The organism is Neorhizobium sp. USDA 3394, assembly GCF_056280385.1.
Map to the genome: position 1 here is coordinate 3,854,934 of NZ_JBWCDU010000001.1, position 25,378 is coordinate 3,880,311.

The 25,378-nt window shown below is 60.6% G+C and carries 20 protein-coding genes and 2 pseudogenes; 10 read left to right on the forward strand and 12 right to left on the reverse strand.

Going from position 1 to position 25,378, the window contains the following annotated elements:
• Positions 1 to 148 precede the first annotated feature (148 nt).
• Positions 149 to 1,531, reverse strand: a complete 1,383-nt coding sequence (locus tag ACZ9EJ_RS19035) for an MFS transporter (protein WP_046642574.1) — start codon at positions 1,529 to 1,531, stop codon at positions 149 to 151.
• Between the two features lie 34 nt (positions 1,532 to 1,565).
• Positions 1,566 to 6,332, reverse strand: coding sequence for an NAD-glutamate dehydrogenase (locus tag ACZ9EJ_RS19040; protein WP_046642575.1), 4,767 nt, complete (start codon positions 6,330 to 6,332; stop codon positions 1,566 to 1,568).
• 173 nt (positions 6,333 to 6,505) lie between these two features.
• Between ACZ9EJ_RS19040 and pdxY the strand changes: the two genes are divergently transcribed.
• Both pdxY and ACZ9EJ_RS19050 read left to right on the forward strand, forming a co-directional pair.
• Complete coding sequence (gene pdxY, locus ACZ9EJ_RS19045; protein ID WP_046642577.1) at positions 6,506 to 7,378, forward strand: pyridoxal kinase PdxY; 873 nt, start codon at positions 6,506 to 6,508, stop codon at positions 7,376 to 7,378.
• 70 nt (positions 7,379 to 7,448) lie between these two features.
• Positions 7,449 to 8,123 (forward strand): carbonic anhydrase, encoded by a 675-nt coding sequence (locus ACZ9EJ_RS19050; RefSeq protein ID WP_046642578.1) that lies wholly within the window; start codon positions 7,449 to 7,451, stop codon positions 8,121 to 8,123.
• Positions 8,124 to 8,156: 33 nt separating this feature from the next.
• Here the strand turns inward: ACZ9EJ_RS19050 and ACZ9EJ_RS19055 are convergent, their stop codons facing one another.
• The 3 genes from ACZ9EJ_RS19055 to ACZ9EJ_RS19065 form a co-directional block, all read right to left on the reverse strand.
• Complete coding sequence (locus tag ACZ9EJ_RS19055) at positions 8,157 to 8,969, reverse strand: lytic murein transglycosylase (protein WP_080954227.1); 813 nt, start codon at positions 8,967 to 8,969, stop codon at positions 8,157 to 8,159.
• Positions 8,970 to 9,172: 203 nt separating this feature from the next.
• Positions 9,173 to 10,207: an aspartate-semialdehyde dehydrogenase gene (locus ACZ9EJ_RS19060; protein ID WP_037086245.1), complete on the reverse strand. Its 1,035-nt coding sequence runs from the start codon at positions 10,205 to 10,207 to the stop codon at positions 9,173 to 9,175.
• 108 nt (positions 10,208 to 10,315) lie between these two features.
• Positions 10,316 to 10,594: a hypothetical protein gene (locus ACZ9EJ_RS19065; protein ID WP_255743098.1), complete on the reverse strand. Its 279-nt coding sequence runs from the start codon at positions 10,592 to 10,594 to the stop codon at positions 10,316 to 10,318.
• Between the two features lie 116 nt (positions 10,595 to 10,710).
• Between ACZ9EJ_RS19065 and ACZ9EJ_RS19070 the strand changes: the two genes are divergently transcribed.
• The gene (locus ACZ9EJ_RS19070; RefSeq protein ID WP_046634658.1) at positions 10,711 to 12,408 is read left to right on the forward strand and encodes an MFS transporter; all 1,698 of its coding nucleotides are present in this window, start codon (positions 10,711 to 10,713) and stop codon (positions 12,406 to 12,408) included.
• A 163-nt stretch (positions 12,409 to 12,571) separates the two neighbouring features.
• Here the strand turns inward: ACZ9EJ_RS19070 and lpxE are convergent, their stop codons facing one another.
• The 5 genes from lpxE to ACZ9EJ_RS19095 form a co-directional block, all read right to left on the reverse strand.
• Positions 12,572 to 13,372 carry a lipid A 1-phosphatase LpxE gene (gene lpxE, locus ACZ9EJ_RS19075; protein ID WP_046642613.1) on the reverse strand — a complete coding sequence of 267 codons (801 nt, stop codon included), beginning with the start codon at positions 13,370 to 13,372 and terminating at the stop codon, positions 12,572 to 12,574.
• 135 nt (positions 13,373 to 13,507) lie between these two features.
• Positions 13,508 to 14,617 (reverse strand): 3-isopropylmalate dehydrogenase, encoded by a 1,110-nt coding sequence (gene leuB / locus ACZ9EJ_RS19080; RefSeq protein WP_046642614.1) that lies wholly within the window; start codon positions 14,615 to 14,617, stop codon positions 13,508 to 13,510.
• A 109-nt stretch (positions 14,618 to 14,726) separates the two neighbouring features.
• Entirely contained in the window at positions 14,727 to 15,116 is a 390-nt protein-coding gene (locus ACZ9EJ_RS19085) for a RidA family protein (protein ID WP_046634662.1), read from the reverse strand.
• 16 nt (positions 15,117 to 15,132) lie between these two features.
• Positions 15,133 to 15,738 carry a 3-isopropylmalate dehydratase small subunit gene (leuD, locus tag ACZ9EJ_RS19090; RefSeq protein WP_046642615.1) on the reverse strand — a complete coding sequence of 202 codons (606 nt, stop codon included), beginning with the start codon at positions 15,736 to 15,738 and terminating at the stop codon, positions 15,133 to 15,135.
• Between the two features lie 136 nt (positions 15,739 to 15,874).
• Positions 15,875 to 16,102: a hypothetical protein gene (locus tag ACZ9EJ_RS19095; protein ID WP_037086236.1), complete on the reverse strand. Its 228-nt coding sequence runs from the start codon at positions 16,100 to 16,102 to the stop codon at positions 15,875 to 15,877.
• 108 nt (positions 16,103 to 16,210) lie between these two features.
• Here ACZ9EJ_RS19095 and ACZ9EJ_RS19100 point away from each other — a divergent pair, with 108 nt between their 5' ends.
• Together ACZ9EJ_RS19100 and ACZ9EJ_RS19105 are read left to right on the forward strand one after the other, a co-directional pair.
• Entirely contained in the window at positions 16,211 to 17,113 is a 903-nt protein-coding gene (locus ACZ9EJ_RS19100) for an HpcH/HpaI aldolase/citrate lyase family protein (protein ID WP_046642620.1), read from the forward strand.
• Positions 17,110 to 17,316 carry a DUF1737 domain-containing protein gene (locus ACZ9EJ_RS19105; RefSeq protein ID WP_046634666.1) on the forward strand — a complete coding sequence of 69 codons (207 nt, stop codon included), beginning with the start codon at positions 17,110 to 17,112 and terminating at the stop codon, positions 17,314 to 17,316. The genes ACZ9EJ_RS19100 and ACZ9EJ_RS19105 overlap by 4 nt, the downstream gene beginning before the upstream one ends.
• 15 nt (positions 17,317 to 17,331) lie before the next feature.
• Here ACZ9EJ_RS19105 and ACZ9EJ_RS19110 read toward each other — a convergent pair whose 3' ends face one another.
• The gene (locus tag ACZ9EJ_RS19110) at positions 17,332 to 17,769 is read right to left on the reverse strand and encodes a metallopeptidase family protein (protein ID WP_007764405.1); all 438 of its coding nucleotides are present in this window, start codon (positions 17,767 to 17,769) and stop codon (positions 17,332 to 17,334) included.
• 171 nt (positions 17,770 to 17,940) lie between these two features.
• On the opposite strand from ACZ9EJ_RS19110, the gene ACZ9EJ_RS19115 reads away from it, so the two are divergent.
• The 5 genes and pseudogenes from ACZ9EJ_RS19115 (at position 17,941) to bfr (ending at position 24,703) form a co-directional block, all read left to right on the forward strand.
• Positions 17,941 to 18,879 carry an ImuA family protein gene (locus tag ACZ9EJ_RS19115; RefSeq protein ID WP_046642616.1) on the forward strand — a complete coding sequence of 313 codons (939 nt, stop codon included), beginning with the start codon at positions 17,941 to 17,943 and terminating at the stop codon, positions 18,877 to 18,879.
• 40 nt (positions 18,880 to 18,919) lie between these two features.
• Positions 18,920 to 20,341, forward strand: coding sequence for a Y-family DNA polymerase (locus tag ACZ9EJ_RS19120; protein ID WP_046642617.1), 1,422 nt, complete (start codon positions 18,920 to 18,922; stop codon positions 20,339 to 20,341).
• A pseudogene (locus ACZ9EJ_RS19125) lies at positions 20,338 to 23,791 on the forward strand (error-prone DNA polymerase). The gene ACZ9EJ_RS19120 and the pseudogene ACZ9EJ_RS19125 overlap by 4 nt, the downstream one beginning before the upstream one ends.
• A gap of 57 nt (positions 23,792 to 23,848) precedes the next feature.
• A pseudogene (locus ACZ9EJ_RS19130) lies at positions 23,849 to 24,252 on the forward strand ((2Fe-2S)-binding protein).
• Positions 24,218 to 24,703 carry a bacterioferritin gene (gene bfr / locus ACZ9EJ_RS19135; protein WP_113283845.1) on the forward strand — a complete coding sequence of 162 codons (486 nt, stop codon included), beginning with the start codon at positions 24,218 to 24,220 and terminating at the stop codon, positions 24,701 to 24,703. Before ACZ9EJ_RS19130 ends, bfr begins: the two are co-directional and overlap by 35 nt.
• A gap of 116 nt (positions 24,704 to 24,819) precedes the next feature.
• Here bfr and ACZ9EJ_RS19140 read toward each other — a convergent pair whose 3' ends face one another.
• Complete coding sequence (locus ACZ9EJ_RS19140; RefSeq protein ID WP_046641800.1) at positions 24,820 to 25,365, reverse strand: RNA pyrophosphohydrolase; 546 nt, start codon at positions 25,363 to 25,365, stop codon at positions 24,820 to 24,822.
• Positions 25,366 to 25,378 lie beyond the last annotated feature (13 nt).

The following is a 25,378-nucleotide window of genomic DNA, read 5'->3' on the forward strand; positions in this document are numbered from 1 at the left end:
GATGACGGCGGTGAAGGTGTTTCAAGGCTGCCCAAAGAGACGTTTGATGGACCGCTAGGTTTCTTGCTTTCACCAGGCAATCCCACGCGCTCCGTCATCCTCGGGCTTGACCCGAGGATCCACCTCCCAGCCGAATAGCTATCCGTCTCTACTTCCTGTTCGCCGGATAAGGCGTCGCAAACAGCAGCAACAGCCCCGCCACGAGGAAGATCAGCAGCGTCGCCATGCCGAGCCGGACGGAGCCGCTGGCATAGGTCATGAGGGAGAAGAACAGGGTGGCGAGGAAGCTGGTCGCTCGGCCGGACAGCGCGTAGATGCCGAAATAGCGGCCGGTCTCCGAGAGGCTGACGCTGCGGGCGAGATAGGATCTGGACGAGGCCTGGACGGGCCCGAAGGCGATGCCGATCAGCAGTCCGAACAGGATATAGGCTTTTTCCGCAGCCGTGCCGAACAGGCCGCCGCTATCCTCTGCCGAAAGAGGCAGAAGGCCAAAGAAGACGAAGCCCGGGCCGGTGGAAATGATGCCGAGGGTGGCGACGACAAGCAGCACCAAGCTGATGATCACGACGATCTTCGAGCCGAGCAGGCGGTCGAGCCAGCCGGCGACGATGCAGCCGAAGATCGCCACGACGTTCAGGATGATCCCGTAGATGCCGATCTCGATCGTCGCCCAGCCGAACATGCCCGCCGCGAACGTGCCGCCGAGGATCAGCAGGCCGTTGACGCCGTCCTGGTAAAGCATGCGGGCGACCAGGAATTTCGCGATGCCTGTACGCTGCCTCAGGTCCCGTAGCGTGCCGCCGAGCTCGCGGATACCGGAGCGGACCGCGTTGGCGAGCGGCAGGCCCTTCTTTGCATCGGGCGTGAAGAAGAACATCGGCAGGATGAACAGGAAATACCAGAGGGCGGAGATTGGACCGGTGATGCGCGCGTCCTCGCCGAGATGCGGGTCGAGGCCGAAAAGCGGGGGAATGCCAATCAGGGTTTTGCCGCTCTCTGGATTGGCTGCAAGCAGCGCCACGACGGCGATCAGCACGATCATGCCGCCGAGATAACCGAGCCCCCAGGCGACGTTCGAAACCCGGCCGACATCCTGCTTGGAGACCAGCCGCGGCATCATGGAATCGTTGAAGACGGTCGAAAATTCCGCGGCTATCGATGCGAAGATCATGAAGATCATCGGCCAGATGATCGGTGAGCCGGGTGCCGCAAACCAGAGGGCCGAGACGCAGGCGATCTTGATCATCGCAAAAAAGGCGATCCACGGTTTTCGAGGGCCTGCCTGGTCGGCGATCGAGCCGAGGATCGGGGAGAAGACGGCGATGACCAGCGACGAGACAGTCGCCATGTTGCTCCACGCCGCCTGCGCGGATACCGGATCCTCGGTCAGCCGGGCGACGAAATAGGGGCCGAAGATGAAGGTGGTGACGACGGTGAAAAACGGCTGGGCGGCCCAATCGAAGAACATCCAGCCCCAGATGCCGCGCCGGCTCGTTCTTGCCGGCGCATCGTCCACATCAGTAACGGCCATTTTTCCCCCGGATCAGCCAGTTCGGTCCGTTGTCCTACATAGCCCGCCCATGCGCAAGGTCGCTCAGGAGACCGGCTGCGACGGTGATCTTGGGAAGCGTCAGCTCGCCGCTTTCGCTCAAGGTCACCAGTTCGGCGCCGATACGGTTCACCCGGACCCGGTCGCCGCCGACCCAGGCTTCCAGAGGCTTTTTCTCCTTCGGATGGGCGGTCAGCGCGGCGATGACGATATCGCGGCGCGCCGAGGCAAGCTGCTGCAGGCTGCGTGAAAGCGCCAGGCTCTCGTAATGTTCCGAGGTGGTGATCCGATCTCCTGCGCCGATCAGGCGGTTGACCCGGAAGGTTTCGGTAACAGTGAAATAGCTCTCGGTGGCGCGGGCCATGGTTTCGCCGGTGCGGTCGGCAATCAGCATGATTTCCGGCACCAGGACCAGGGTCGACAGCAACAGGATTTCCCGGGCAAGCGAGGCTGGGATGCCCTTTGCTTCGAGCTCTGCTGAACGGGCTGCGGTTTCCACGAAATCCCCGCCCGCGAGCGAAGAGCGCAGCCCCTTGATCGCGGCCTTGAGCCGGCTCATCGCACCGTCCATGTCGCCGCTGCCGACCTGTGTCTGCAGGATGAGGCGGGTTGCTTCCGCAAAGGTCCCGGTGGTGCGGGCGTAGAGATCGTTCTGCACCTGGCCGGGGATTTTTCCGTCCAGCGCGTCGATCTCGGCCCAGAGCTTGGGGAGCTCGAAGCCGTCGCGGGCGAGGAAGGCGGCCTTCACGACATTCGCCGCCGTGGCACCGGTCATGTCGCTCATCTGCTGCACGAAACCGGGCCCACCGCGGTTGATCGCCTCGTTGGCGAGCGCCGTGGCGACGATTTCGCGGTGCAGGCGGTGGGACTGGATGTCCGCGGCATAAGCCTTCTGCATCTTGGCCGGGAAATAGGCCTTCAGGACAGCCGAGAAATACGGATCGTCCGGCAGTTCGCTTTCGATCAAGGCGTCGAAGAGGACGATCTTCGAATAGGAGAGCAGCACGCCGATTTCCGGCCGGGTCAGCGGCCTGCCGGAGGCATAACGCTCGGCGAGTTCGGCATCGTCGGGCAGGGTTTCGACCTTGCGGTTGAGCTGGCCTTGCGACTCCATGACCGACATCAGCCGCGACAGCTCTTCCCGGTTGCCGGTGCCCTTGCGTTCGGTGAGCGAGATCGACAGCGGCTGCAGGTAGTTGTTGCGCAGCACGAGGTGACCGACTTCCTCGGTCATCGAGGCGAGAAGCTGGTTGCGCTTGTCGCGGGTAAGGCGGCCGTCCTGCATGGCGGGATTGAGGGCGATCTTGATGTTGACCTCGACGTCTGAGGAATTGACGCCCGCCGAATTGTCGATCGCGTCGGAATTGCAGCGGCCGCCATTCAGGGAATAGGCGATGCGGCCCTTCTGGGTCATGCCGAGATTGGCGCCTTCGCCGATGACGCTGGCGCGCACTTCAGCCGCGGTGATGCGGATCGGGTCATTGGCGCGGTCGCCGACTTCCGCGTCTGTCTCGGAGGCCGCCTTGATATAGGTGCCGATCCCGCCGAACCAGAGAAGGTCGACCGGGCTCTTCAGGATCGCGGTCATGATCTCGAAGGGGGTTGCGGTCGTCTTGTCGATACCGATCGCGGCCGCTGCCTGCCTGGTGAGCTTGACCGACTTTTCCGAGCGCGAAATGATCATCGCGCCTTCGGAAAGGGTCGATTTGTCGTAATCCTGCCAGCTCGAACGCGGCAGGGCGAACATGCGTTCTCGCTCGGCGAAGGACTTTTCGATATCCGGATCAGGATCGATGACGATATCGCGGTGGTCGAAGGCAGCGATGAGGCGGATCTTGCGCGACAGCAGCATGCCGTTGCCGAAGACGTCGCCGGACATGTCGCCGACGCCGGCGACCGTGAACGGCGTGGTCTGGATGTCGATATCCTTCTCGCGGAAATGCCGCTTCACGGCCTCCCAGGCGCCGCGGGCGGTGATGCCCATCTTCTTGTGGTCGTAACCGGCCGAGCCGCCCGACGCGAAGGCGTCGTCCAGCCAGAAGCCGGCTTCCTGTGCCAGGCCGTTGGCGGTGTCGGAGAAGGTCGCGGTGCCCTTGTCGGCGGCAACCACGAAATAGGGGTCGTCGCCATCGATGCGGATCGTGTCCGGCGGCCCGACGATGTCTGCGCCGACGATATTGTCGGTGATCGACAGAAGCGTGCGGATGAAGGTCTTGTAGGCCTCCTTGCCGGCATTGAAAAAGGCGTCGCGGGAGCTCGCCGGGGGCAGCATTTTCGGGAAGAAGCCGCCCTTGGCGCCGACCGGTACGATCACGGCGTTCTTGACCTGTTGCGCCTTCACGAGGCCGAGGATTTCGGTGCGGTAGTCTTCGCCGCGATCCGACCAGCGCAGGCCGCCGCGGGCGACCTTGCCGAAGCGCAGGTGCACGCCTTCGACCTCGGTGCCGTAGACGAAGATTTCGCGGAAGGGGCGGGGTTCCGGCAGGCCGTCGAGCAGCTTGGGATCGAGCTTGAAGGCGAACATCCGGTGCGGGGCGCCATTGGCGTCGCGCTGGAAATAGTTGGTCCGGAGCGTCGCGTCGACGGCATTGACGAAACGGCGAAGCGTGCGGTCCTCGTCGAGGTTGGGCACGTTGCCGAGCGCTTCCTCGATCTCGGCGTGGTGGTCGGTGAGTTTCTTGACACGGGCCTTTTCGGCAATCTTCGGGTCGAAGCCGTCGCGGAAGAGGCGGAAGATAGCGGCGGATATGGCCGGGTATTTCACCAGCGTATCGGCGATATAGGCCTGCGAATAAACGATGCCCGTCTGGCGCAGATAACGGGAATAGGCGCGCAGCACCGTCACTTCGCGGGCGGAGAGGCCAGCCAGCAGAACCAGCCGGCTGAAGGCGTCATTGTCGATCAGGCCTTCGAAGGCGGAGAGGAAGGCCTCTTCCAGAGCCAAGCCTTCGCGGGACAGGTCGACCTCGCGCCCGTCGCCCAGCTGCAGTTCCATGTCGTGGAGGACGACTTGGCTGCGGTCGTTTTCCGGTCCGACCTCGATCTCGAACGTCTGCTCGCTGACGGCGTGGAAGCCAAGGTTTTCGAGAAGCGGGACGCGGCGGGAGAGCGACAGGTGCCGGTCCCTGTGGAAGATCTTCAGCGATACGGTACCGGCGGCGGCGCCGGGGCGGCGATAGAAGGCGATGCGGATCGTCTCGCCGGCGGCGCAGGCGGCGATGTCGGGCAGGTCGGCGAAGGTTTCCTCGGGCGAGAAGGCTTCCTGGAAGGCCTGGGTGACGGAGAGCCGCGGCCCCTCCTCCGCGAGCGCCGCGAAGCGATCCTCCCAGGGCGTGGCAATCAGCCGGATGGCTTCCTCAAGCTTGCCCTGCGCGATCCTCGGTGTCTTGCCGCCGCGCCGGCCGATGATCATGTGGACGCGGGCGACGCCTCCCTCCGGGAAAGCCGGGTAATAGGCGGAGACGTGACCGTCATAGACCTTGGTCAGGTAGTCGCCGACCTTCTCGCGGACGAGGGAATTGTAGTCCTCACGCGGCACGTAGACGATCACCGAGACGAAACGGTCGAAATGGTCGATGCGCGGCAGGACCCGGACGCGGGGACGCTCGCTCAGTTCCATGATCTGCTCGCAGAAGCGGGCCAGCAGATCGACATCGATCTGGAAGAGGTCGTCGCGCGGATAGGATTCGAGCGTGTTTTCCAGCATGCGGCCGGAATGGCTGTCGGGATCGAAGCTGAAATGCTCCTCGATCCGGCCCGCCTTGGCGCGCAGAAGCGGGATATCGCGAACGGAATGGGTATAGGCGGTTGCCGTGAACAGGCCGACGACGCGCAGCTCGCCGACCACTTCGCCCTTCTCGTCGAAGCGCTTGACGCCGACATAGTCCATATAGGCGCGGCGGTGGACGACGGACTTTACGTTCGCCTTGGTGACGATGAGGAAATCCGGCCCGTCGAGGAATTCGAGGATTTCCGGTGTGGTCGTCACCGCGTCCTTGCCCTGGCGCAGGACCAGCACATCCGGATCGGAGAGAATGCCGAGACCGCGGCCCTTGCCGCGTTCGACCTTGGCGTTGGCGCCTTTGCCGGAATAGACGTATTCGCGCATGCCGAGGAAGGTGAAGTTGTCGTCGCGCAGCCAGTCCAGGAAGGCGAGTGCCTCGTCTCGGTCGGCCTTGCGGCGGCTTGTCGAATTTTCGAGCTGCTTGGCGGCGCCGTCGAGGACTTCCAGCATGGAGCCCCAGTCGGTGATCGACAGATGCACCTGGTCGAGGATGTAGCGGATGCGCTCGGTCAGCGAAGCCGCCTGTTCTTCGTTGAGCGGCGAAAGGTGGATCTGGATAAGGCTCACATGATGAGCCGCGTTGCTGGGCTGCTCGTTGGAGCGCAGGACCGGTTCCTTGCCAGGCTCGACGACCAGGATCGGATGGACGGCCATGGTGAGGTCGCGGTGGGTCGCGGTCACCTCGCCCATGACCGAATCGAACAGGAAGGGCATGTTGCGATCGACGATGGTCAGTACCGAGACCGGAATACCGTCCGGCTCGACGCCGGCGACCGGTTCGACCGTGATGTCGGCCCGCACCCGCGTCCAGGCCATCAGCCGTTCGGCCGCATGTTTGGCGGAAAGCGCCAGCATGTCCGGTGTATAGCTTTCCAGGTCGTCAGTGCTGGCCCGGCCGAACAGGATGAGCGGGTCGAGATGCGGCCCCTTGCTCGCAGCGGCGATCTTGCGCGCGCTTTCGATCTGTCTTTCCCGTTTCGGATTCTGCCTGACGGCCATGTCCCTCTCCCCTTTTTCCGTCCCCGGACGGAATAATTAGATTTGTGTCATCGTGCAGCAACGTGGCTGATCCATGTCAGTCAACACTACACGTTTCATTCTTCCGTGAAGCCTTGTTGACATGCGGCGACGAAGAAACGATCAACAGGCCATCGTAGCCGGAAGTCAATCTCATGCAGGATACCCGCAGTGCCGTCCTCGTCATCTCCAGCCATGTCGTACGCGGCTCGGTCGGCAATCGCGCCGCCGTCTTCGCGCTCGAGACGCTGGGATTTCCCGTCTGGGCAATGCCGACCGTCGTCCTTCCCTGGCATCCCGGTCATGGGCCTTCCACACGGCTGACCTTTCCCGAATCAGATTTCGACAAGGCTATAGACGATCTTATTCGTGCGCCATGGTTGGGAGAAGTGAAGGCGGTGCTGACCGGCTATTTCGGCAATGCCGCCCAGCCGCGTTCGGTGGCCCGGCTGATAAGGGCGCTGAAGGAGAAGAACCCGGGCCTTCTCTATGTCTGCGATCCTGTCATGGGCGATCTCGGCGGGCTCTATATCCCGCAGCCGACAGCAGAAGCGATCCGCGACGAACTCATTCCGCTTGCGACGATCGCTACCCCGAACCGTTACGAGCTTGCCTGGCTTTCCGGCGCACCGCTCGAAACCAACAACGACATCATGGATGCCGCGATCGCGCTCGGGCCGCCGCGCATCCTGGTGACCTCGGCCGTGCCGATGATGGCGGGTGGTACCGGCAATCTCTACCTGACCGGCAAACATGCGCTGCTTGCCGAACACCGGCTGATCGACAACCCGCCGAACGGGCTCGGCGATCTTCTGGGAGCGCTGTTCCTCGGGCGTATCCTGGCCGGCATGGACGAGGAGAAGGCGCTGCAGCTGGCAACGGCGAGCGTTTTCGAGATCCTTGCGCGCACGGCCAAGCGCGGCGGCGACGAGCTGACGCTGGAGACCGACGCGTCTAGCCTCTCTACACCCATGGCGATGGTCCAGATGCGCCGGCTCGTGCATCCCTTGCAGCGGACCAAGCGGTAATCGGCCTGCGGAGTTCGCAGATGCACAATGGGCGTTGATCTTCGCTCGGCGGCGCTATAATCGTTGCTCCATGACGGATTTTCCTGACAGACTTCTGGCGGGCTACCGCAACTTCATGAGCGGTCGCTATAGTGACGAACGCGAACGTTACCGCGTGCTGGCGGACAAGGGGCAGAAGCCCCACACGCTGCTGATTGCCTGTTGTGACTCCCGCTCTGCGCCGGAGACCATTTTCGATTGCGGGCCGGGCGAGCTTTTTGTCGTGCGCAACGTCGCCAACATGGTGCCGCCCTACGAGCCCGACAGCCAGTTTCACGCCACCTCGGCAGCGCTCGAATATGCGGTCCAGGTGCTGGAGATCGACAATATCGTGGTGATGGGCCACGGCCGTTGCGGCGGCATCAAGGCTGCCCTCGACCCGTCCATGGAGCCGCTGTCGCCGGGCGATTTCATCGGCAAGTGGATGGGACTGGTGAAATCCGCCGCCGAGCAGATCCAGAACAACGAATTCATGACGCAGGCCGAACGCCAGACGGCACTGGAGCGGGTCTCGATCCGCAATTCCATCGCCAATCTGCAGACGTTTCCCTTTGTTCGCAAACTCGGCGAAGAGGGGAAACTCGGCATTCATGGCGCCTGGTTCGACATTTCGACCGGCGAGCTCTGGATCATGGACAGCAAGGGCGATTTCGTCCGTCCGGATCTTACCGAACCGGCGGAGCAGGCCGAACAGACGTCGGCCTGATCTTTCAGCTGTAGCGGCTTGTCGAGGTCAGGCTTACTGGCCGTCGATCTGGGCGCCCATATAGGCGATCGCCTGCTGGTAGACGGTTGCGGCGTTCCAGCCCTGGATGGCAACGAAGTTCGGCTGGCCCGGCTGGTAACCGGCACCCGGCCTCCAGCCATGGCCTTTCAGGAAGTTGGCGGTCGAGGCGAGCGCATCGGCGCGCGAACGGACCATGTCGATATGACCGTCCCCGTCGCCATCGGCGCCGTAACGGACGACGTTCAGCGGCAGGAACTGGGTCTGGCCGATCTCGCCATGGGCGGCGCCGCGGGCGGTGACGCTCAGATCGCCGCGGCCGACGAGCTGAAGGGCCGCATAAAGCTGCTCGGTGAAATAGGCGGAGCGGCGGCAATCGTAAGCGAGCGTGGCGACCGCGGAAAGCGTGTGCTGATCACCCATGAAGCTGCCGAAACCGGTTTCCATGCCCCAGATGGCGATGATCGGGCCGGCCGGCACGCCGTAGCGGCGTTCGATCTGCGCAAACAGCGAAGCGTTGCCCGATTTCATGCCCTTGCCGCGGGAGATGATGGCGGCTCCGCCGCGTTTCTTCATGAAGTCTTCGAAGGAGAGCTTGAAGCTTTTCTGGCCGCGATCGGCGCTGATGGTCGCGCGGTTGTAGGAGACGGCCGAAAAAGCCTTTTCGACGACGGCAGGGCTGACGCCGCTCGATGGTGCAACCCGCTTGAACTCTTCGACCCAGCGGGCGAAGCCGGATGAATCGTTGCCGCATTGGAGCGCGGCAAACGCCGGACTAGCGGTCATCAAACCGGTTGCGATCAATCCTGCCAGCAAAATCTTCTTCATGCGGTCAAACCCGTCCCGAGAGCCGGATCGCTTAAGTCGGAAGCGTCCGGATAATGTGCATTGTTTCGGCCTTATGGCGATGGTTGCAGACAATCGCAACTCACCCGTTCATGAATAGTTCGTGATATGGGTGATTCGAAAGAAAAACCCCGCCATTTCTGACGGGGTTTCTATCCGAACATGCTTAATAAATTTATTATTTATCAGGCAGCGGCCTTGCGCGGCTTGATCAGGCCGCGATTGACGAGCAATTCGGCGATCTGGATGGCGTTGAGCGCGGCACCCTTGCGCAGATTGTCGGAAACGACCCAGATATTGAGGCCGTTTTCCACTGTCGCATCCTCGCGGATACGGGAAATATAGGTGGCATCCTCTCCGGCGCATTCGTAAGGCGTGATGTAGCCCCCGTTTTCATGCTTGTCGATGACGAGGCAGCCCGGAGCTTCGCGCAGGATATCGCGGGCCTGGTCCGCGCTGATCTCGTTTTCGAACTCGATATTGACCGATTCCGAATGGCCGATGAAGACCGGAACGCGCACGGCGGTGCAGGTCACCTTGATCTTCGGGTCGAGCATCTTCTTGGTTTCGGCGAGAACCTTCCACTCTTCCTTCGTATAGCCGTCTTCCATGAAGCTATCGATATGCGGGATGACGTTGAAGGCGATGCGCTTGGTGAACTTCTTGGATTCGACCGGATCGGCGACGAAGACGGCGCGGGTCTGGGTGAAGAGCTCGTCCATGCCTTCCTTGCCGGCGCCGGAGACCGACTGGTAGGTCGAGACGACGACGCGCTTGATCTTGGCGAAGTCGTGCAACGGCTTCAGAGCGACGACGAGCTGGGCCGTCGAGCAATTCGGATTGGCGATGATGTTGCGCTTGGTAAAGCCGGAGATCGCATCGGGGTTCACTTCCGGAACGATCAGCGGAACGTCCTGATCGTAACGCCAGGCGGAAGAGTTGTCGATGACGACGCAGCCCTGGGCGCCGATCTTCGGCGACCACTTCTTGGAAACCTCGCCGCCTGCCGACATCAGGCAGATGTCGGTGTCGGAAAAATCGTAGTTTTCCAGGTTGGAAACCTTCAGCGTCCGGTCGCCGAACGAAACTTCGGTTCCCTGGCTACGGGCGGACGCCAGCGCCACGACTTCGTCGACCGGGAAGCCGCGCTCGGAAAGGATCGACAGCATTTCCCTGCCGACATTGCCGGTTGCCCCGGCGACTGCGATCTTGAAACCCATTTTTTGCTCTCTTTCTGTCTCTCCTCGATTTGGTGAGGGGGAAGCCGCGATCAACTCGCGGAATTCCTTGTCCCCGGCCATCCGGGGAGAGAGCGGCGGCCAGAGACGTCAGACGGTTTTCGTCGTCGTTTTGGCCTTGGTTTTGGAGAAAGCGGCAAAACACGCCCGCTGCGCAGCCTGGATGGCCGGCAGTGCTGAGGCAGCGATACGGAATTCGCAGGCGCGCATGTGGGTGTCTTCCCGTTCGCGAAGTTGTTTAAAAGATTTTCGCAACGAGTCAAGCGACGGCTGACGCAGGTTATGCACGGCATTGCCCTTATGCCGCGCCGCAGCATCCGCTGTGCACGGCAGGCGCGATATTAGACGAAAGTCATAATCCCAAAGCATCGCTCTCCTTAGCCCTTGAATTCTGTCAATCTGTGACAATGCGTCGCCATATCCAGGCCCTGGAGGGAACGGGCTCGGAGCCGGCACGCGAGTTTCACCTTTGAGGGAGGACCACAATGGCAAATGTCGCAACAGCGATTGGCACCAGGACCAAACCGATGACGGCCGAGGAGCGGAAGGTGATTATCGCCTCTTCGCTCGGCACCGTCTTCGAATGGTACGATTTCTATTTGTACGGAACGCTGGCTGCGATCATCGGCAAGCAGTTCTTCTCGCAGTTCCCGCCGGCAACGCAGGCGATCTTCGCGCTGCTGACCTTTGCCGCCGGCTTCCTGGTCCGCCCCTTTGGCGCCTTGGTCTTCGGTCGTCTCGGCGATCTCGTCGGACGTAAATACACCTTCCTTCTCACCATCCTGATCATGGGCCTGTCGACCTTCGCGGTCGGCCTTCTGCCGAGCTACGACCAGATCGGTGTCGCCGCACCCATCATTCTCGTCGCACTGCGCATGGCTCAGGGTTTGGCGCTCGGCGGTGAATATGGCGGCGCGGTGGTCTATGTCGCCGAACATTCGCCCCGCAACAGGCGAGGTTTCTACACGGCCTGGATTCAGACCACGGCCACGATGGGTCTGCTGCTGTCGCTTTTCGTCATTGTGACCTTGCGCATCAATCTCGGTGAGGAAGCATTCCAGACCACGCAGACGATCTTCTTCGGTCTCCAGGGCGGATGGCGTATTCCCTTCCTCCTGTCGATCATCCTGCTCATCATCTCGATCTACATTCGTCTGCAGATGAATGAATCACCGCTCTTCAAGAAAATGAAGGAGGAAGGCACTCAGTCCAAGGCGCCACTGTCGGAAGCTTTCGGTAACTGGGGCAATGGCAAGATCGTGCTGATCGCGTTGTTCGGCCTCGTGGTCGGCCAGGCGGTCGTCTGGTACACGGGCCAGTTCTACGCCCTGTTCTTCCTGCAGACTGTGCTGAAGATCGACCTTCTGACGGCCAACGTGCTGATCGCCTGGGCGTTGATCATCGCAACACCCTTCTTCCTGGTGTTTGGCTCTCTTTCTGACCGGATCGGAAGGAAGCCGGTGATCCTGGCGGGCTGCCTTCTCGCGGCAGCAACTTACTTCCCTTTGTTCAGCGCCCTGACAACGGCGGCCAACCCGACCTATTCCAAGGCGATCGAAGCCGTGAAGGCTGAAGTCAGGGCCGATCCCGCCACCTGCGGTTCCCTGTTCGACCCGGTCGGCATCCGCACCTTCACGACGCCTTGCGATGTGATGCGCCGCACCATGTCAACTCAGGCTTTCCGCTACACGCTGGTGGACGCGCCTGCGGGCTCTCCGGCCCAGCTCGTCGTCAATGGCGGAGCACCGATATCCTTCACCGATGCCCCAGCCTTCAATGCAGCGCTCGGCCCGGCTATGGTTGCGGCTGGCTATCCGGCGGCAAACGACCCGGGCAAGGTCAAGGTCAGCGGCTTTTTCTCCGCCTTGGCTAACGGTCAGTCGTTGACGGTCATCGCGATCCTGACGATCATGGTGATCTACGTCACCATAGTATACGGCCCGATCGCTGCTGCCCTGGTCGAGTTCTTCCCGACCCGCATTCGCTATACGGCCATGTCCCTGCCTTACCACATCGGTAACGGCTGGTTCGGCGGCCTCCTGCCGGCCACTTCCTTCGCGATCGTCGCCTCTACCGGCGATATTTTCGCAGGACTCTGGTATCCCGTCATCTTTGCACTTTTGACGGTCGTAATCGGCCTGCTGTTCGTCCGCGAGAAACGGGACGTTGATCTCGCTCACTGAGGCAAGATCAGCAGATAAAAAAGGGGCCCGGTACAATGTGCCGGGCCCTTTTACTTTTGAAGGTTCTTATGGAATTCGAGCCAGTATCTTTGATCCGGCACCTACGCTTCGGCTTAATGATGCTCCGGAATCCTTGCCGTTTTGCGCGACACGCCTTGAGTATTTAGTCTCTCCGCTTCGGCGGCATGCCACGCGGGGGCAAGGGCGTGCTCGTCCAGTCGGGGCGTATCAGCAGGGGAACCGACCGGCGCAGAACCGGCCAGCCGTCAGGCTCCTGCCGGAAGAGCAGCCCGTAGCGGGAAAAGACGATCGCCATGATCACCGAGAACCAGGCGCCGAAGGAGAGGCCGGCAATCACGTCGCTCGGATAATGGGCTCCGACGATGACACGCGAAAAACCGAGCCAGAGGCTCATGATCAGAAAGAACAGGCGGTAGCGCGGCGCGAGCAGCGCCAGTGCCATCAGGAACGCGCCGACCGTGGTTGCGTGACCGGAAGGGAAGCTTTCGAAACGGGAGCCGGAAAAGGGGCTCAGGCCGTGAAAGCCCCACTGCTCGTAAAGGACGGGGCGGGCGCGGCCGATGATACGCTTCACCAGGTTGACGAGAAGGCCTGAGCCGGCAACGGCCACAAAGATGTAAGCCGCGACATGGCTGACCAGCATCGCCTGGAAGCGGGCCCTCAGGCGGGGTGCGAGCCGGATGACGGCGAGGGCTTCGAAAAAGAGGATCGCGGCCGCAAAAAGAATCCAGCCGGACGTGCCGAAATCGGTGATCGCCTTGCCGATCGGCAGCAGCACGTTGGGCGTATGGGCGGCATAGGAGCCGACCGGCGCATCGAGCAGGAAAAAGGCGATCAGGATCAGGTTGATCGTGACCAGCGCATAAGACAGCCAGCGCGGCGACGGCGGCCCGGACGGATGGCGATACCGCCGATGTCTCAGTTTTTCGATTGTCCGTTTCATCGGCCTTCATCCGTGACGCGGGAGCGATCCCGCGCCGCTTCTTCCCATAGATTTCGCGATATGGGTAGCAGGATGCCGAACGCCAAATGTCGAGGTGTCTTTCCGTCGTGCGACGGAAAGACACCGATCAGTGTATCAGGCGGAAAGGCTTACGAATTCCCTGAGGATCGCATCGCCCATTTCGGCGGTGCCGACCTTGCGGGCGCCTTCGGCCATGATGTCGCCGGTGCGGATGCCCTGATCGAGCACGTTGGCGATCGCCTTTTCGAGGTTGTCGGCTTCCGTGACCATGTTGAAGGAGTAACGCAGGCACATCGCGAACGAGGCGATCATGGCAATCGGGTTGGCAACGCCGGTGCCGGCGATGTCAGGCGCCGAACCGTGCACCGGCTCGTAAAGCGCCTTGCGCTTGCCGGTCTTGGCATCGGGTGCGCCGAGCGACGCGGAGGGCAGCATGCCGAGCGAGCCGGTCAGCATGGCCGCGACGTCGGAGAGCATGTCGCCAAACAGGTTGTCGGTGACGATGACGTCGAACTGCTTTGGAGCGCGGACGAGCTGCATGCCACCCGCATCGGCCAGCATGTGCTCCAGCTTGACGTCGGAATATTTTTCCTTGTGGGTGGCGGTAACGACCTGGTTCCAGAGCACGCCCGACTTCATGACGTTGCGCTTTTCCATGGAGCAGACGGCATTCTTGCGGGTGCGGGCAAGCTCGAAGGCGACGCCGGCGATGCGCTCGATCTCGTAGGTGTCGTAGACCTGGGTATCGATACCGCGCTTCTGGCCGTTGCCGAGGTCGATGATTTCCTTCGGCTCGCCGAAATAGACACCGCCGGTGAGCTCGCGGACGATCAGGATGTCGAGGCCTTCGACCAGTTCCGGCTTCAGGGAGGAGGCCGAGGCAAGCGCCGGGTAGCAGATGGCGGGACGCAGGTTGGCGAACAGTTCCATGTCCTTGCGCAGGCGCAAGAGGCCGGCTTCCGGACGCACCTCATAAGCAACGTGGTCCCATTTCGGGCCGCCGACGGCGCCGAAGAGAACCGCGTCTGCTGCCATCGCCTTGGCCATGTCCTCTTCGGAAATGGCGGCGCCATGCGCATCGTAGGCGCAGCCGCCGACCAGACCTTCGTCGAGGACGAAATCGGCCTTCATGGCGCTGTTCATGTGAGCGATGATCTTGCGGACTTCGCCCATGGCCTCGGGGCCGATGCCGTCGCCGGGAAGGAGGAAGAGGTTCTTTGCCATATCGTTTTCGTATCCTTGCGGGTTTCGCAGGCTCGTGTCCTCCCGCGCGGGATCTCCGCGCTTGGCAAAACCTCGTCCGAGCCTGCCAAAGGACGAGGCTGGAAAGGTTTTAGGGACTGCCGGCGCCGATACGGGCAGTCACTTCGATCTCGATCTTCATTTCCGGCGTGGTCAGACCGCAGACGACCATGGTCGCCGCCGGCCGGATCTCGGAGAAGGTCTCGCCGAGAACCTGAACGATGGCATCGTAATCCGCCATGTCGGTGAGGTAGTAGCGCACCCGGACGACGTCCTTAAGGCCGCTGCCGGCCTCTTTCAGCGCCTTTTCGATCGTGCCGAGCGTGTTGCGCGTCTGGGCGGCAGCGTCTGCGGGCATTTCCATCCGGGCATAGTCGTAGCCGGTGGTGCCGGAGACATAGACCATGTCGCGGTCCACCACGGCGCGCGAATAGCCGATCCGCGCTTCGAAGGGCGATCCGGAGGAAATCCGCTTGACCATCAGGATGCTCCGGAAATCAGAGCCAGGGGCGGGCGGCTCGGTTATTGTTCTCGAAAGTGCTGATCGCGGCATCGCTCTTCAGCGTCGAGGCAATGTCGTCGAGGCCTTCGAGCATGATGTGGCGACGACCGGGATCGATGTCGAAATGGATCGAGCCGCCATCCGGACCGGTGATTTCCTGGGCTTCCAGGTCGATCGAGAGGATGGCGTTCGAGCCGCGTTCGGCATCGTCCATCAGCTTTTCAAGATCTTCCGGGGAAACGACGATCGGCAGGATGCCGTTCTTGAAACAGTTATTGTAGAAAATGTCGGCGAAGCTCGTCGAAATGACGCAGCGGATGCCGAAATCGAGAAGCGCCCACGGCGCGTGTTCGCGCGAGGAACCGCAGCCGAAATTGTCCCCCGCAACCAGGATCTTGGCGTTGCGATAGGCCGGCTTGTTCAGCACGAAATCGGGATTTTCAGAACCGTCGTCCCTGTAGCGGGCTTCTGAGAAGAGACCCTTGCCAAGACCGGTACGCTTGATGGTCTTGAGGTAATCCTTCGGAATGATCATGTCCGTGTCGATATTGATGACCGGAAGCGGCGCTGCAACGCCGGTGAGCTTGGTGAACTTTTCCATGATCTGCCTCCAGTGGACTTATCTGCGGAAGCTGCCATAAAGCAAATCGACGCGGATTTGAAGGCCTGTTTGGCGTGAACCGGTACGCCGAGGCGCCGGAAACCGGCGCATTCGTCTCTTTACCGCTTCGGCGCGATCAAAGGTCGATGATCGTGCCGCGCCCGTCGTTCCAGACACGCATTTCGCGCTTGTTCGTCTTGGCTCGCACAGGAACCGGCTTCAGCCGGGCCGAAAGCGCGCGTCCGATGGACAGAACCGCGAGGATGCCCGCGAATGCGACGGTCAGCGAAGCCGTCAGAAGCGCTGCCATGGCGAGCACGGCAATGGCCGAAACGATGACGAAGAATACGCGAATATTTTGCATGGTATATACCTTTCTCATCGAGGAATGTGGGGCCTTGCGCCCTTTCTTGCAAGGGCTTTTGCGCAGCGCGGTATTGCCGCAGATCAAAAAGATTGGCACAAAGCGCCGATGACCGCCTTGACCGATATCAATTATTCCTCCGTTCCTCTTCGCCGCTCGATCCTGAGTGTGCCGGCCGGCAATACGAGGGCGTTGGAAAAGGTGCATGGGCTGGATTGCGACGCGGTGATCTTCGACCTGGAAGATTCGGTTGCGCCGGAAAAGAAGGGCGAGGCCCGCGACAACCTGCGCCGGCTGTTTAGGGAAAATCCGCTCAAGGGCAAGGAAGCGATCATCCGCATCAACCCGCTCGAAACCGAGTTCGGCAAGGCGGACATGGATCTCGTCACCGAGGTTTGCCCCGACGTGGTGCTGATCCCCAAGGTCGAGCACATGTCGCAGATCCAGGCGGTGGCGGATATCCTTTCCGAGGCCGGGGTTCCGGACAGTCTTGCGATATGGGCGATGATCGAAACGCCGAAGGGCGTCCTGAATGCGCCGGCGATTGCTCCTGTCGACGAACGGCTCCAGTGTTTCGTGGTCGGCCTCAACGACCTGCGCAAGGAAACCGGCGTGCTGCCGCAGCCCGGCCGGGCCTATCTGGTGCCGTGGCTGATGCAGATCGTGCTCGCCGGCCGCGCCCATGGCATCGAGGTGATCGACAGCGTCTTTAACGACTTCAGCGATGCGGAAGCCTTCGAAGCGGAATGTGCCCAGGGCCGCGCCATGGGCTTTTCCGGCAAGATGCTGATCCATCCGGCCCAGATCGAACCCGCCAACCGGCATTTCGGACCCGACCCCCGTGCCGTGGAAGAGGCGGAGGCGGTAATTGCCGCCTTTGCGGAACCGGGAGCGCAACATCTCAACATCATCAACCTGAACGGCAAGATGGTCGAAAGGCTGCATCTGGTGGAGGCCGAAAGACTTGCCGCCACGGCCCGGATCATCGCTGAAAGAAAGAAAACGCCATGAAACTGTATCGCTTCCTCACCGGTCCCGACGATTCCTCCTTCTGCCACAAGGTGACGGCGGCGCTGAACAAGGGCTGGGAACTGTCCGGCTCACCGACCTATGCCTTCAACGCCACGACCGGCGAGATGCAGTGCGGCCAGGCAGTGACAAAAACCGTTCACGGCAAGGAATACGATCCCGAGATGAAGCTCGGCGAGCAATAGGCTCCAGTCAGAGGATCAGCGCTGGGCGGCTTCCTCGGCGCTGGCCTCGATGCGCTCCATGTCGTCGTCGCTGAGGCCGAAATGGTGGCCGATCTCGTGGATCAGCACATGGGTGATGATATCGCCCAGGGTTTCCTCGTTTTCCGCCCAGTAATCGAGGATCGGCCGGCGGTAAAGCCGGATGCGGTTCGGCAATTCGCCCGTTTCCATGTTGAACCGCTCGGAAATGCCGCGGCCTTCGAAAAGGCCGAGCAGGTCGAAAGGCGTCTCGAGCGCCATGTCCTCGAAAACGTCGTCGTCCGGAAAATCCTCGATCTCGATCGTCAGGTTGACGGTGAGAGCCCGGAATTCCTCCGGTAAGTGACCATAGGCCTCGATCGCCAACGACTCGAATGTGCTGATCGTCGGCGCGTGGCGATCCTGCCAATCGTCGGTCTGGTCGATGCGGGCCATAGGCTCTCCTTCTTATCAGGCCCATATAGTACCTCCCGCGATATTTTTCGAGTGAAGAATCATCGGCCTAGGATCCCAGGAAAAGATTCCCAGGATTTGGTTGTTGACTCTTATAGGCAGCTCTGGAATCCATAGGAACATAAAGAGAACATTACGGATGGAGCTGACACCATGGCAGAGCACGCCACGGCGCAGGAGGCGCTTTTTGCCCTGCGCGAACAGATCGCCAGACTGGAAGGAAAATCTCTGCCGGCGCTTGCCGCGGCGGAACAGGCGGACTCGGCTGCCGATCCGGAGGGCAGGACATCCAAGAAAAACCCACCCCGTCTGCCATTCGGCATAACGCAGATGGACACCGCATTGGAAGGCGGTCTGCCGCTCGACGGCATCACGGAAATCCGCTCGCTGCTGATGGGAGATGCCGGGGCCGCAAGCGGCTTTGCTCTCTCGCTGGCATCTCATCTCAAAGCGAGACAACCGAGCGAGGCGCCGGTTCTCTGGATCGGCGATGTCGTCTCCACGCAGGAAGCCGGTATCCCCTATTCCGTCGGCCTCAAACAGTTCGGATTGAGCCCGCGGGATGTTCTTTACGCCTCGCCGCGCAAGCTGGACGATGCCCTGTGGCTTGCGGAGACCGCGGTGGCCAGCGGGGCTGTTGTCGCCACCATTCTCGAGATCCGGGGAAACCCCAGGCATTTCGGCCTCACCGAAAGCCGCAGGCTGGGTCTCAGGGCAAAGGCCGCGGGCCGGCCGCTCTTTCTAGTGCGGCATGCGGGGGAGGAGGAAGCGAGCAGCGCTTCCTTCCGCTTCCTTGTCGAACCGGCGCCGGCGGCTCACCGGCATCTTGCGGATGGATCCCTGCTTGGCGGCAGCATCGGTCATCCTGTTTTCAAACTCACCCTGGAGAAGAGCCGTAACCCGGCTCCGCTGTCCTTACTTCTGGAGTGGAACCCCCATGACCGTCAATTTTCCCTTGGCCAAGACACAGGAGAGGCTTTTTCTTTCCGCAACCCGCCAGCGCATCCTGGCGCTCGTCTTCCCGCATCTGGCGACCGACAGGATCGCGCGCCGGCTCTGGGGGATGTCGTGGCGCTTGAAAGAGCGTCCTGAGCACCCGCCGATCCTCTGTGCGGGGCGGCGCGAAAACGCGATGCGGCTCACGGCGCTGGACGAGGTTTCCGAGCGGCTCGGCCTTAAACGCGGACAGGGTCTGGCGGAAGCGCGCGCGATGTTCCCGAAGATCGACGTGGTGGATGAGGACGAGGCGGCCGACCGTGCTCTGCTCGAAGCGATTGCGGACTGGTGCGACCGTTATACCCCGCTGGTGGCGCTGGACGGACGCGATGGTCTCTTTTTGGATATTACCGGCTGCGCACATCTCTTCGGCGGCGAACACGTCTTGCTCAAGGAGGTGCTCGGCCAGCTTCTCCACATGGGCTTCGATGTCAGGGGAGCGATTTCTTCCTCACCCGGCCTTTCCTGGGCCGCCTGTCGCTTCGGCCGGGGCGGGGTGATTGCCGAGGGGCCGATGGGAGAGGTTCTGGCGCCGCTGCCGGTCAATGCCCTGAGGATTGACGGCGCAACGATCGCCTCGCTCTACAAGCTCGGGCTGAAGCGGATCGGCGACCTGCTGCCGCTGCCGCGTGCACCGCTCGCCCGCCGCTTCGGAAAACAGCTTCTGCTTCGCCTGGATCAGGCCTTGGGTGTGAACGAGGAGGCCATTTCGCCTCGCCGGCCGGTGGCGGCACTTTCCGCTGAGCGAAAACTTGCCGAGCCGATCCAGGCGGAAGACCATATCCTTCAATTGACCGGCCAGATCGCCAGTTCCCTAAAGCCGGGGCTGGAAGCGCGCGGCGTAGGCGGCTTGGTTTTCGAACTCGTCCTGTTCCGGGTCGATGGCCGGGTTTTCCGCATCGCCGCCGGCGCATCACGACCGCTCCGCGATCCGTGCCGTATCTCCGCACTGTTTGCCGAGCGTTTGACCGCGATTTATGACGGTATTGATGCCGGATACGGTTTCGAACTCTTGCGCCTCAACGTGTTGCAGCACGATCCGTTCAGGACGGATCAGGGCGATTTCACCGGCGAGGACGAGGGCAAAATTTCACTGGCGGATTTCATCGATCGGGCCTCGGCGCGATTGGGGGCGGACTGTCTGCAAGTGGCTGAACTCCGCCAGAGCCATATGCCGGAACGCGCCCAGATTTTCGTTCCGGCCATTGCCGTGCAAGTCGCTCCGGAAAAGACCGAGGAGGTTTTTGCCTTTGCACCGAAAGCCGATCGCCCCCTGCGGCTGTTCCGTCATCCCGAACTCATGGAAGCCTTTGCGGCGGAAGTGCCGGACGGACCTCCCCAGCGCTTCCGCTGGCGCTGTACCGTCCACAAGGTAATCCGCGCAGAAGGTCCGGAACGTATTTCGCCGGAATGGTGGGTCGACAAGGAAAGCGCCGGGGAGCGCGACTATTTCCGGCTCGAAAGCGAGGTGGGCCGCCGCTTCTGGATTTTCAGAAAGGGTCGCTACAACCCTAAGAATGAACCGCCGACCTGGCACGTCCATGGAATCTTCGCATGACGGACGTTGCTGCTTTTTTCGAGATCGGCGCCAAAAGCAATTTTTCCTTCCTGGAAGGCGCAGCCAGACCGGAGGAGATGGTGTTGACCGCCAGTATTCTGGGGCTTTCCGGTCTTGGGATCGTGGATCGCAATTCGGTTGCAGGCGTGGTGCGGGCGCATAATCAAGTCCGTGAGATGAAGGAGACTTATAAACGGCAGCAGGAGCAGGGCAAAAAGGAGGATGAAGAAGATGCTGTCTGGCCCTGTGCTTTCCATCCCGGAGCCCGACTTGTCTTCTCGGACGATACGCCGGATGTCCTAGCCTATCCGAAGAACCGTCAAGGCTGGGCTAATCTCTGTCGGCTCCTGAGCCGGGGAAATCTGAGGACCGAAAAAGGCTCCTGCATTCTTGAGGAATGGGACTTCCTGGAATGGTGCGACGAGATGAGGCTTGCGGTCGTGCCGGATTTTTCCCGCGCTGAAGATGGCGCCTATCTGGCAGACCTGAGCGAAAAACTGAAGGCTTATCGAAGCAAGTTCAAAAAGAACGTCTATCTTGCCTTGTCTCCCACCTATGATGGGCGGGACAGGCTTGTTTTTGCGTCATTTGCCGAGATCGCCTCTCGAAACAGCTTGCCATTGATTGCAACCAACCAGCCGCTCTTCCATCTTCCCGAACGGCGGTCGCTATCGGATGTCATAACGGCCATTCGAGAACATGTTACAATTCAGGAGGCCGGTTTTCGCCTGGCTCCGAATGGAGAACGCTGCATCAAGCAGGTGGCCGAGATGGCTCGGCTTTTTCATGCATACCCGGATGCAATCGCGAACACCCGGAAATTCGCCGGCCAGCTCAAATTCTCTCTTGAAGAGCTGGAGCATAATTATCCGGATGAAACTGTGCCAGGCGAAACCCATGTCGGAAACCCTGGAACGACTGACGTGGGAGGGGGCAAGACGCAGATATCCGAAGAAGATTCCTGAGACCGTTTTAGATCAAATCGGGTATGAGCTGGGTCTCATCAAGGAAATGCAATACGAACCCTATTTTTTGACGGTTCGTCACATCGTTTGGCATGCTCGGCATGTATTGAAAATCCTGTGTCAGGGGCGCGGGTCGGCGGCCAATTCAACGGTCTGTTACTGCCTGGGGATCACCGAGGTTGATCCAACCACGACAAAATTACTTTTCGCGCGGTTCATTTCAACACAGCGTAATGAACCGCCGGATATCGATGTCGATTTTGAACATGCTCGTCGCGAAGAGGTCATCCAATATATCTATGAGCATTACGGCTATCGCCATGCCGGCTTGACAGCAGCAGTCACGAGTTATCGGACCCGGATGGCGGGGCGTGAAGTCGCCAAGGCTTTTGGCCTGTCGGGGGATGTACAGGCCGCCCTTTCCAGCCTTGTCTGGGGTTGGTCGGAAGACGCTCTCTCGGAGCGGGATGCGAAAGCGGCTGGGCTTGATGTGGAAGATGCCACAACATTAAAAGTCATGTCACATGCCCAGGAGCTCATGGGGTTTCCGCGTCATCTCACCCAGCATGTCGGCGGTTTTCTGATCACGCGCGACCGTCTCGATGAAGTCGTCCCGATCATGAAGACGGCAATGCCCGGCCGTTACATGATTGAATGGGACAAGGATGATCTCGATACGCTGAAGCTCCTGAAGATCGACGTTTTGGCCCTGGGTATGCTGACCTGCCTGAAGAGAGCGTTCGAGCTCATGGAAGTGCATTACCAGTATAAGGCGACCCTAGACGGGCTTCAAAAGGACGAGCGGGACGATGTCTACGACATGATTTGCCGGGCTGATACGATCGGGGTGTTCCAGATCGAGAGCCGTGCTCAAATGAGCATGCTGCCACGGCTTCGGCCAAGAGAATTTTATGATCTTGTTGTCGAAGTCGCGATCGTTCGTCCAGGCCCTATTCAAGGAAACATGGTCCATCCCTATTTGAAGCGGCGGGAAGCTGTCAGAAAAAATCAGCCTATCGATTATCCCAGTCCCGAGCTTGAAGACGTATTGGAGAGGACGCTTGGCGTCCCGCTTTTCCAAGAGCAGGCAATGCAGATTGCCATTACTGCGGCCGGTTTTTCTCCTGAAAAGGCCGACAAGCTTCGCCGGTCGATGGCAACTTTCAAACGGTCGGGACGTGTCGAAGAATTTAGGCGCGACTTTGTAGGGGGGATACTTAAGAAAGGAATTTACACCAGGGAATTTGCGGAAAGCTGTTTCAGCCAGATCGAAGGATTTGCCGAATATGGGTTCCCGGAGAGCCACGCGGCTTCGTTTGCCCTGCTCGTCTACGTTTCGTCCTGGATCAAAGCCTATTACCCGGACGTTTTCTGCGCGGCGATGCTGAATTCGCAACCGATGGGGTTTTATGCGCCGGCACAGCTTATTCGCGATGCGCGTGAGCATGGGGTGAAAATTCTTCCCGTTGATGTCAACAGGTCGCAATGGGACTGCACTCTTGAGGAGGCTCCGTTCGATAGAACCGCAATCGACAGGCGTCACGAGTCCATGCGTGATGTCATCAAGACGAAATATGCCGTGCGCCTGGGTTTCCGCCGGGTCAAAGGTCTTTCCGAAGATGACGTGCTTGACAAGCTCATCGCCAATCGCGGGGAAGGATATACGTCCATCCATGATCTCTGGCTTCGGTCGGGGCTCAGCATATCGGATATCGAGCGTCTTGCGGATGCGGATGCTTTTACCGATTCCTTCAAAGGCATGAGGCTACCGCGCCGTGACGCGCTTTGGGCGGTTCGGGGACTGGATGCAAGGAATTCGGCGAAGAATAGATCCTTGTTCGAGCTCGCCGATGGTGCGGATCTCCGGCCGGAGCCGAAAGCAAAGCTTCCCGGAATGCTGCCGGGCGAAGAGGTGATCGAGGACTACCGATATCTGTCGCTTTCGTTGAAAGGGCATCCCGTTTCCTTCCTTCGCGAAGAATTCAAGCAGATGGGCGTCAAGCGCAGTGTCGATCTGTTGACGGTTCCGAACGGGCAGACGGTGACGATCGGTGGGCTCGTTCTCGTGCGGCAGCGGCCAGGTTCTGCCAAGGGGGTCATCTTCATGACCTTGGAGGACGAAACCGGTGTCGCGAATGCAATCGTCTGGAAAAAGACATTCGACAAATATCGCCCGGTCGTCATGGGCGCGCGCCTCGTAAAGATCCATGGCAGACTGCAAAGCCAGAGCGGCGTCATCCATACGGTAGTCGAGCATATCGAGGATATTACCCCGATGCTGGGACTGCTGCAGAAGGAAGCAAGGCGGTTCGGCGTGTCGGTCAGCTCCGATGAAGTGTTGCAGTCCAGCGGCGAGCATCGGCAGAAAAGACGCTCCAATGGAATGGAGGGGGCAGGCAGGGAGAGCGCGAAGGAAACCGGAGCCCACGATTCCTACGGAACCGGACCAGGGAGTGTCATGCCGAAAGGCCGCAATTTCCACTGAATGCTGCTGTAATAACACGAAGGTAGAAGAAGGGATTACAACAGCCTCCCTTAAGAAGTGACTCATATATGTCGATTCTTTCTTGACATCTCCTGTCCGCTTTCGCAAAAAGAGGATGTTACAGGTCATGTTTGGCAGGTCGACCGAGAATGCTGGTTTGCAGTTGCAATTACATCACCGACAGGGAAATCAAGGACGTCATCACGCAGCTCCTTGACGAAGACTGTTGGCAGCTCATCGTACCGTCAAAGGTCTACCATGCCATGGCCAAACGCGGCCGCTGCTGCGGCTGCTTCCCGGGCGTTGTCGACCTGATCATCCGCACAACCGAAGAATATCACGCCGCGCACCACTCGACGGAAGACGAGGTGGTCGTATATATGTCCCGCTTGAGACAATTCCATGAGGAAAACAGGAGAGCGGACATTGAAAGGCGACTCAAAGGTCATCGAGCGGCTTAACGAGGCACTTTTTCTCGAGTTGGGCGCAGTCAACCAGTATTGGCTGCATTATCGCCTGCTGGACGACTGGGGCTTCAAGAAGCTCGCGAAAAAGGAACGGGCGGAATCGATCGAGGAAATGCAGCATGCCGATCGTCTCATCGATCGCATCATCTTCCTCGAAGGCCACCCCAACCTGCAGACAGTTGCCCCCTTGCGCATCGGCCAGAACGTCAAGGAAGTCCTCGAGGCCGATCTTGCCGGCGAGTATGATGCCCGCACGGCCTACAAGGCTTCCCGCGATATCTGTCATGCGGCCGGCGACTACGTCTCGATGAAGCTCTTCGAAGAGCTTCTGATGGACGAGGAAGGCCATATCGACTTCCTCGAAACCCAACTCGATCTCTTGGCGAAGATCGGCGAAGAGCGTTACGGCCTTCTGAACGCGGAATCTGCCGACTCCGCCGAATAATCGGCTTTACCTGAACATAAAAACCCGGCGCAGCATCCGCTTTGCCGGGTTTTTCATTGCGTTCATGAAGCCGTCTCGCATGGCAACGGGCCGAATGGGATGCCCGCTCCCGCTGGTCAGAGCCGTTCGGTCGCCACTCTGGCCAGATGGGTAAACTCCGCGACGACCCGATCGTAGACAGCACGCTTGAAGGGCACGATCAGGCCGGGAAGGTCCGCCATCGGCTTCCATTCCCAGGCATCGAACTCCGGCGCGTATCCGCCCGGCGGCGGGTTGATGGCGATCTCGCTTTCGTCGCCGTCGAAGCGGAAGGCGAACCAGCGCTGGGTCTGGCCGCGATACTTTCCCTTCAGCCCGATGCCGATCAGGTGCGCGGGCAGATCGTAATTGATCCAATCCTGTGCCTCGGCGAGCAAGGTGACGGAGCGCATCCCCGTTTCCTCGTAGAGCTCGCGATAGGCGGCGGGAAGCGGGTCCTCGCCCTTGTCGATGCCGCCCTGCGGCATCTGCCAGAGCTGCGGCGAGCCGTCATATTCGCTATTGCCCTGGCTTATGCGCCGGCCCGCCCAGACGAGGCCCGCGTGGTTCAGAACCATGATGCCGACGCAGGGGCGATAGGGAAGCTCCTCGGCGACGACCGAACGTTTGTCTTTCTTGCTCATGGATAACTCCGAT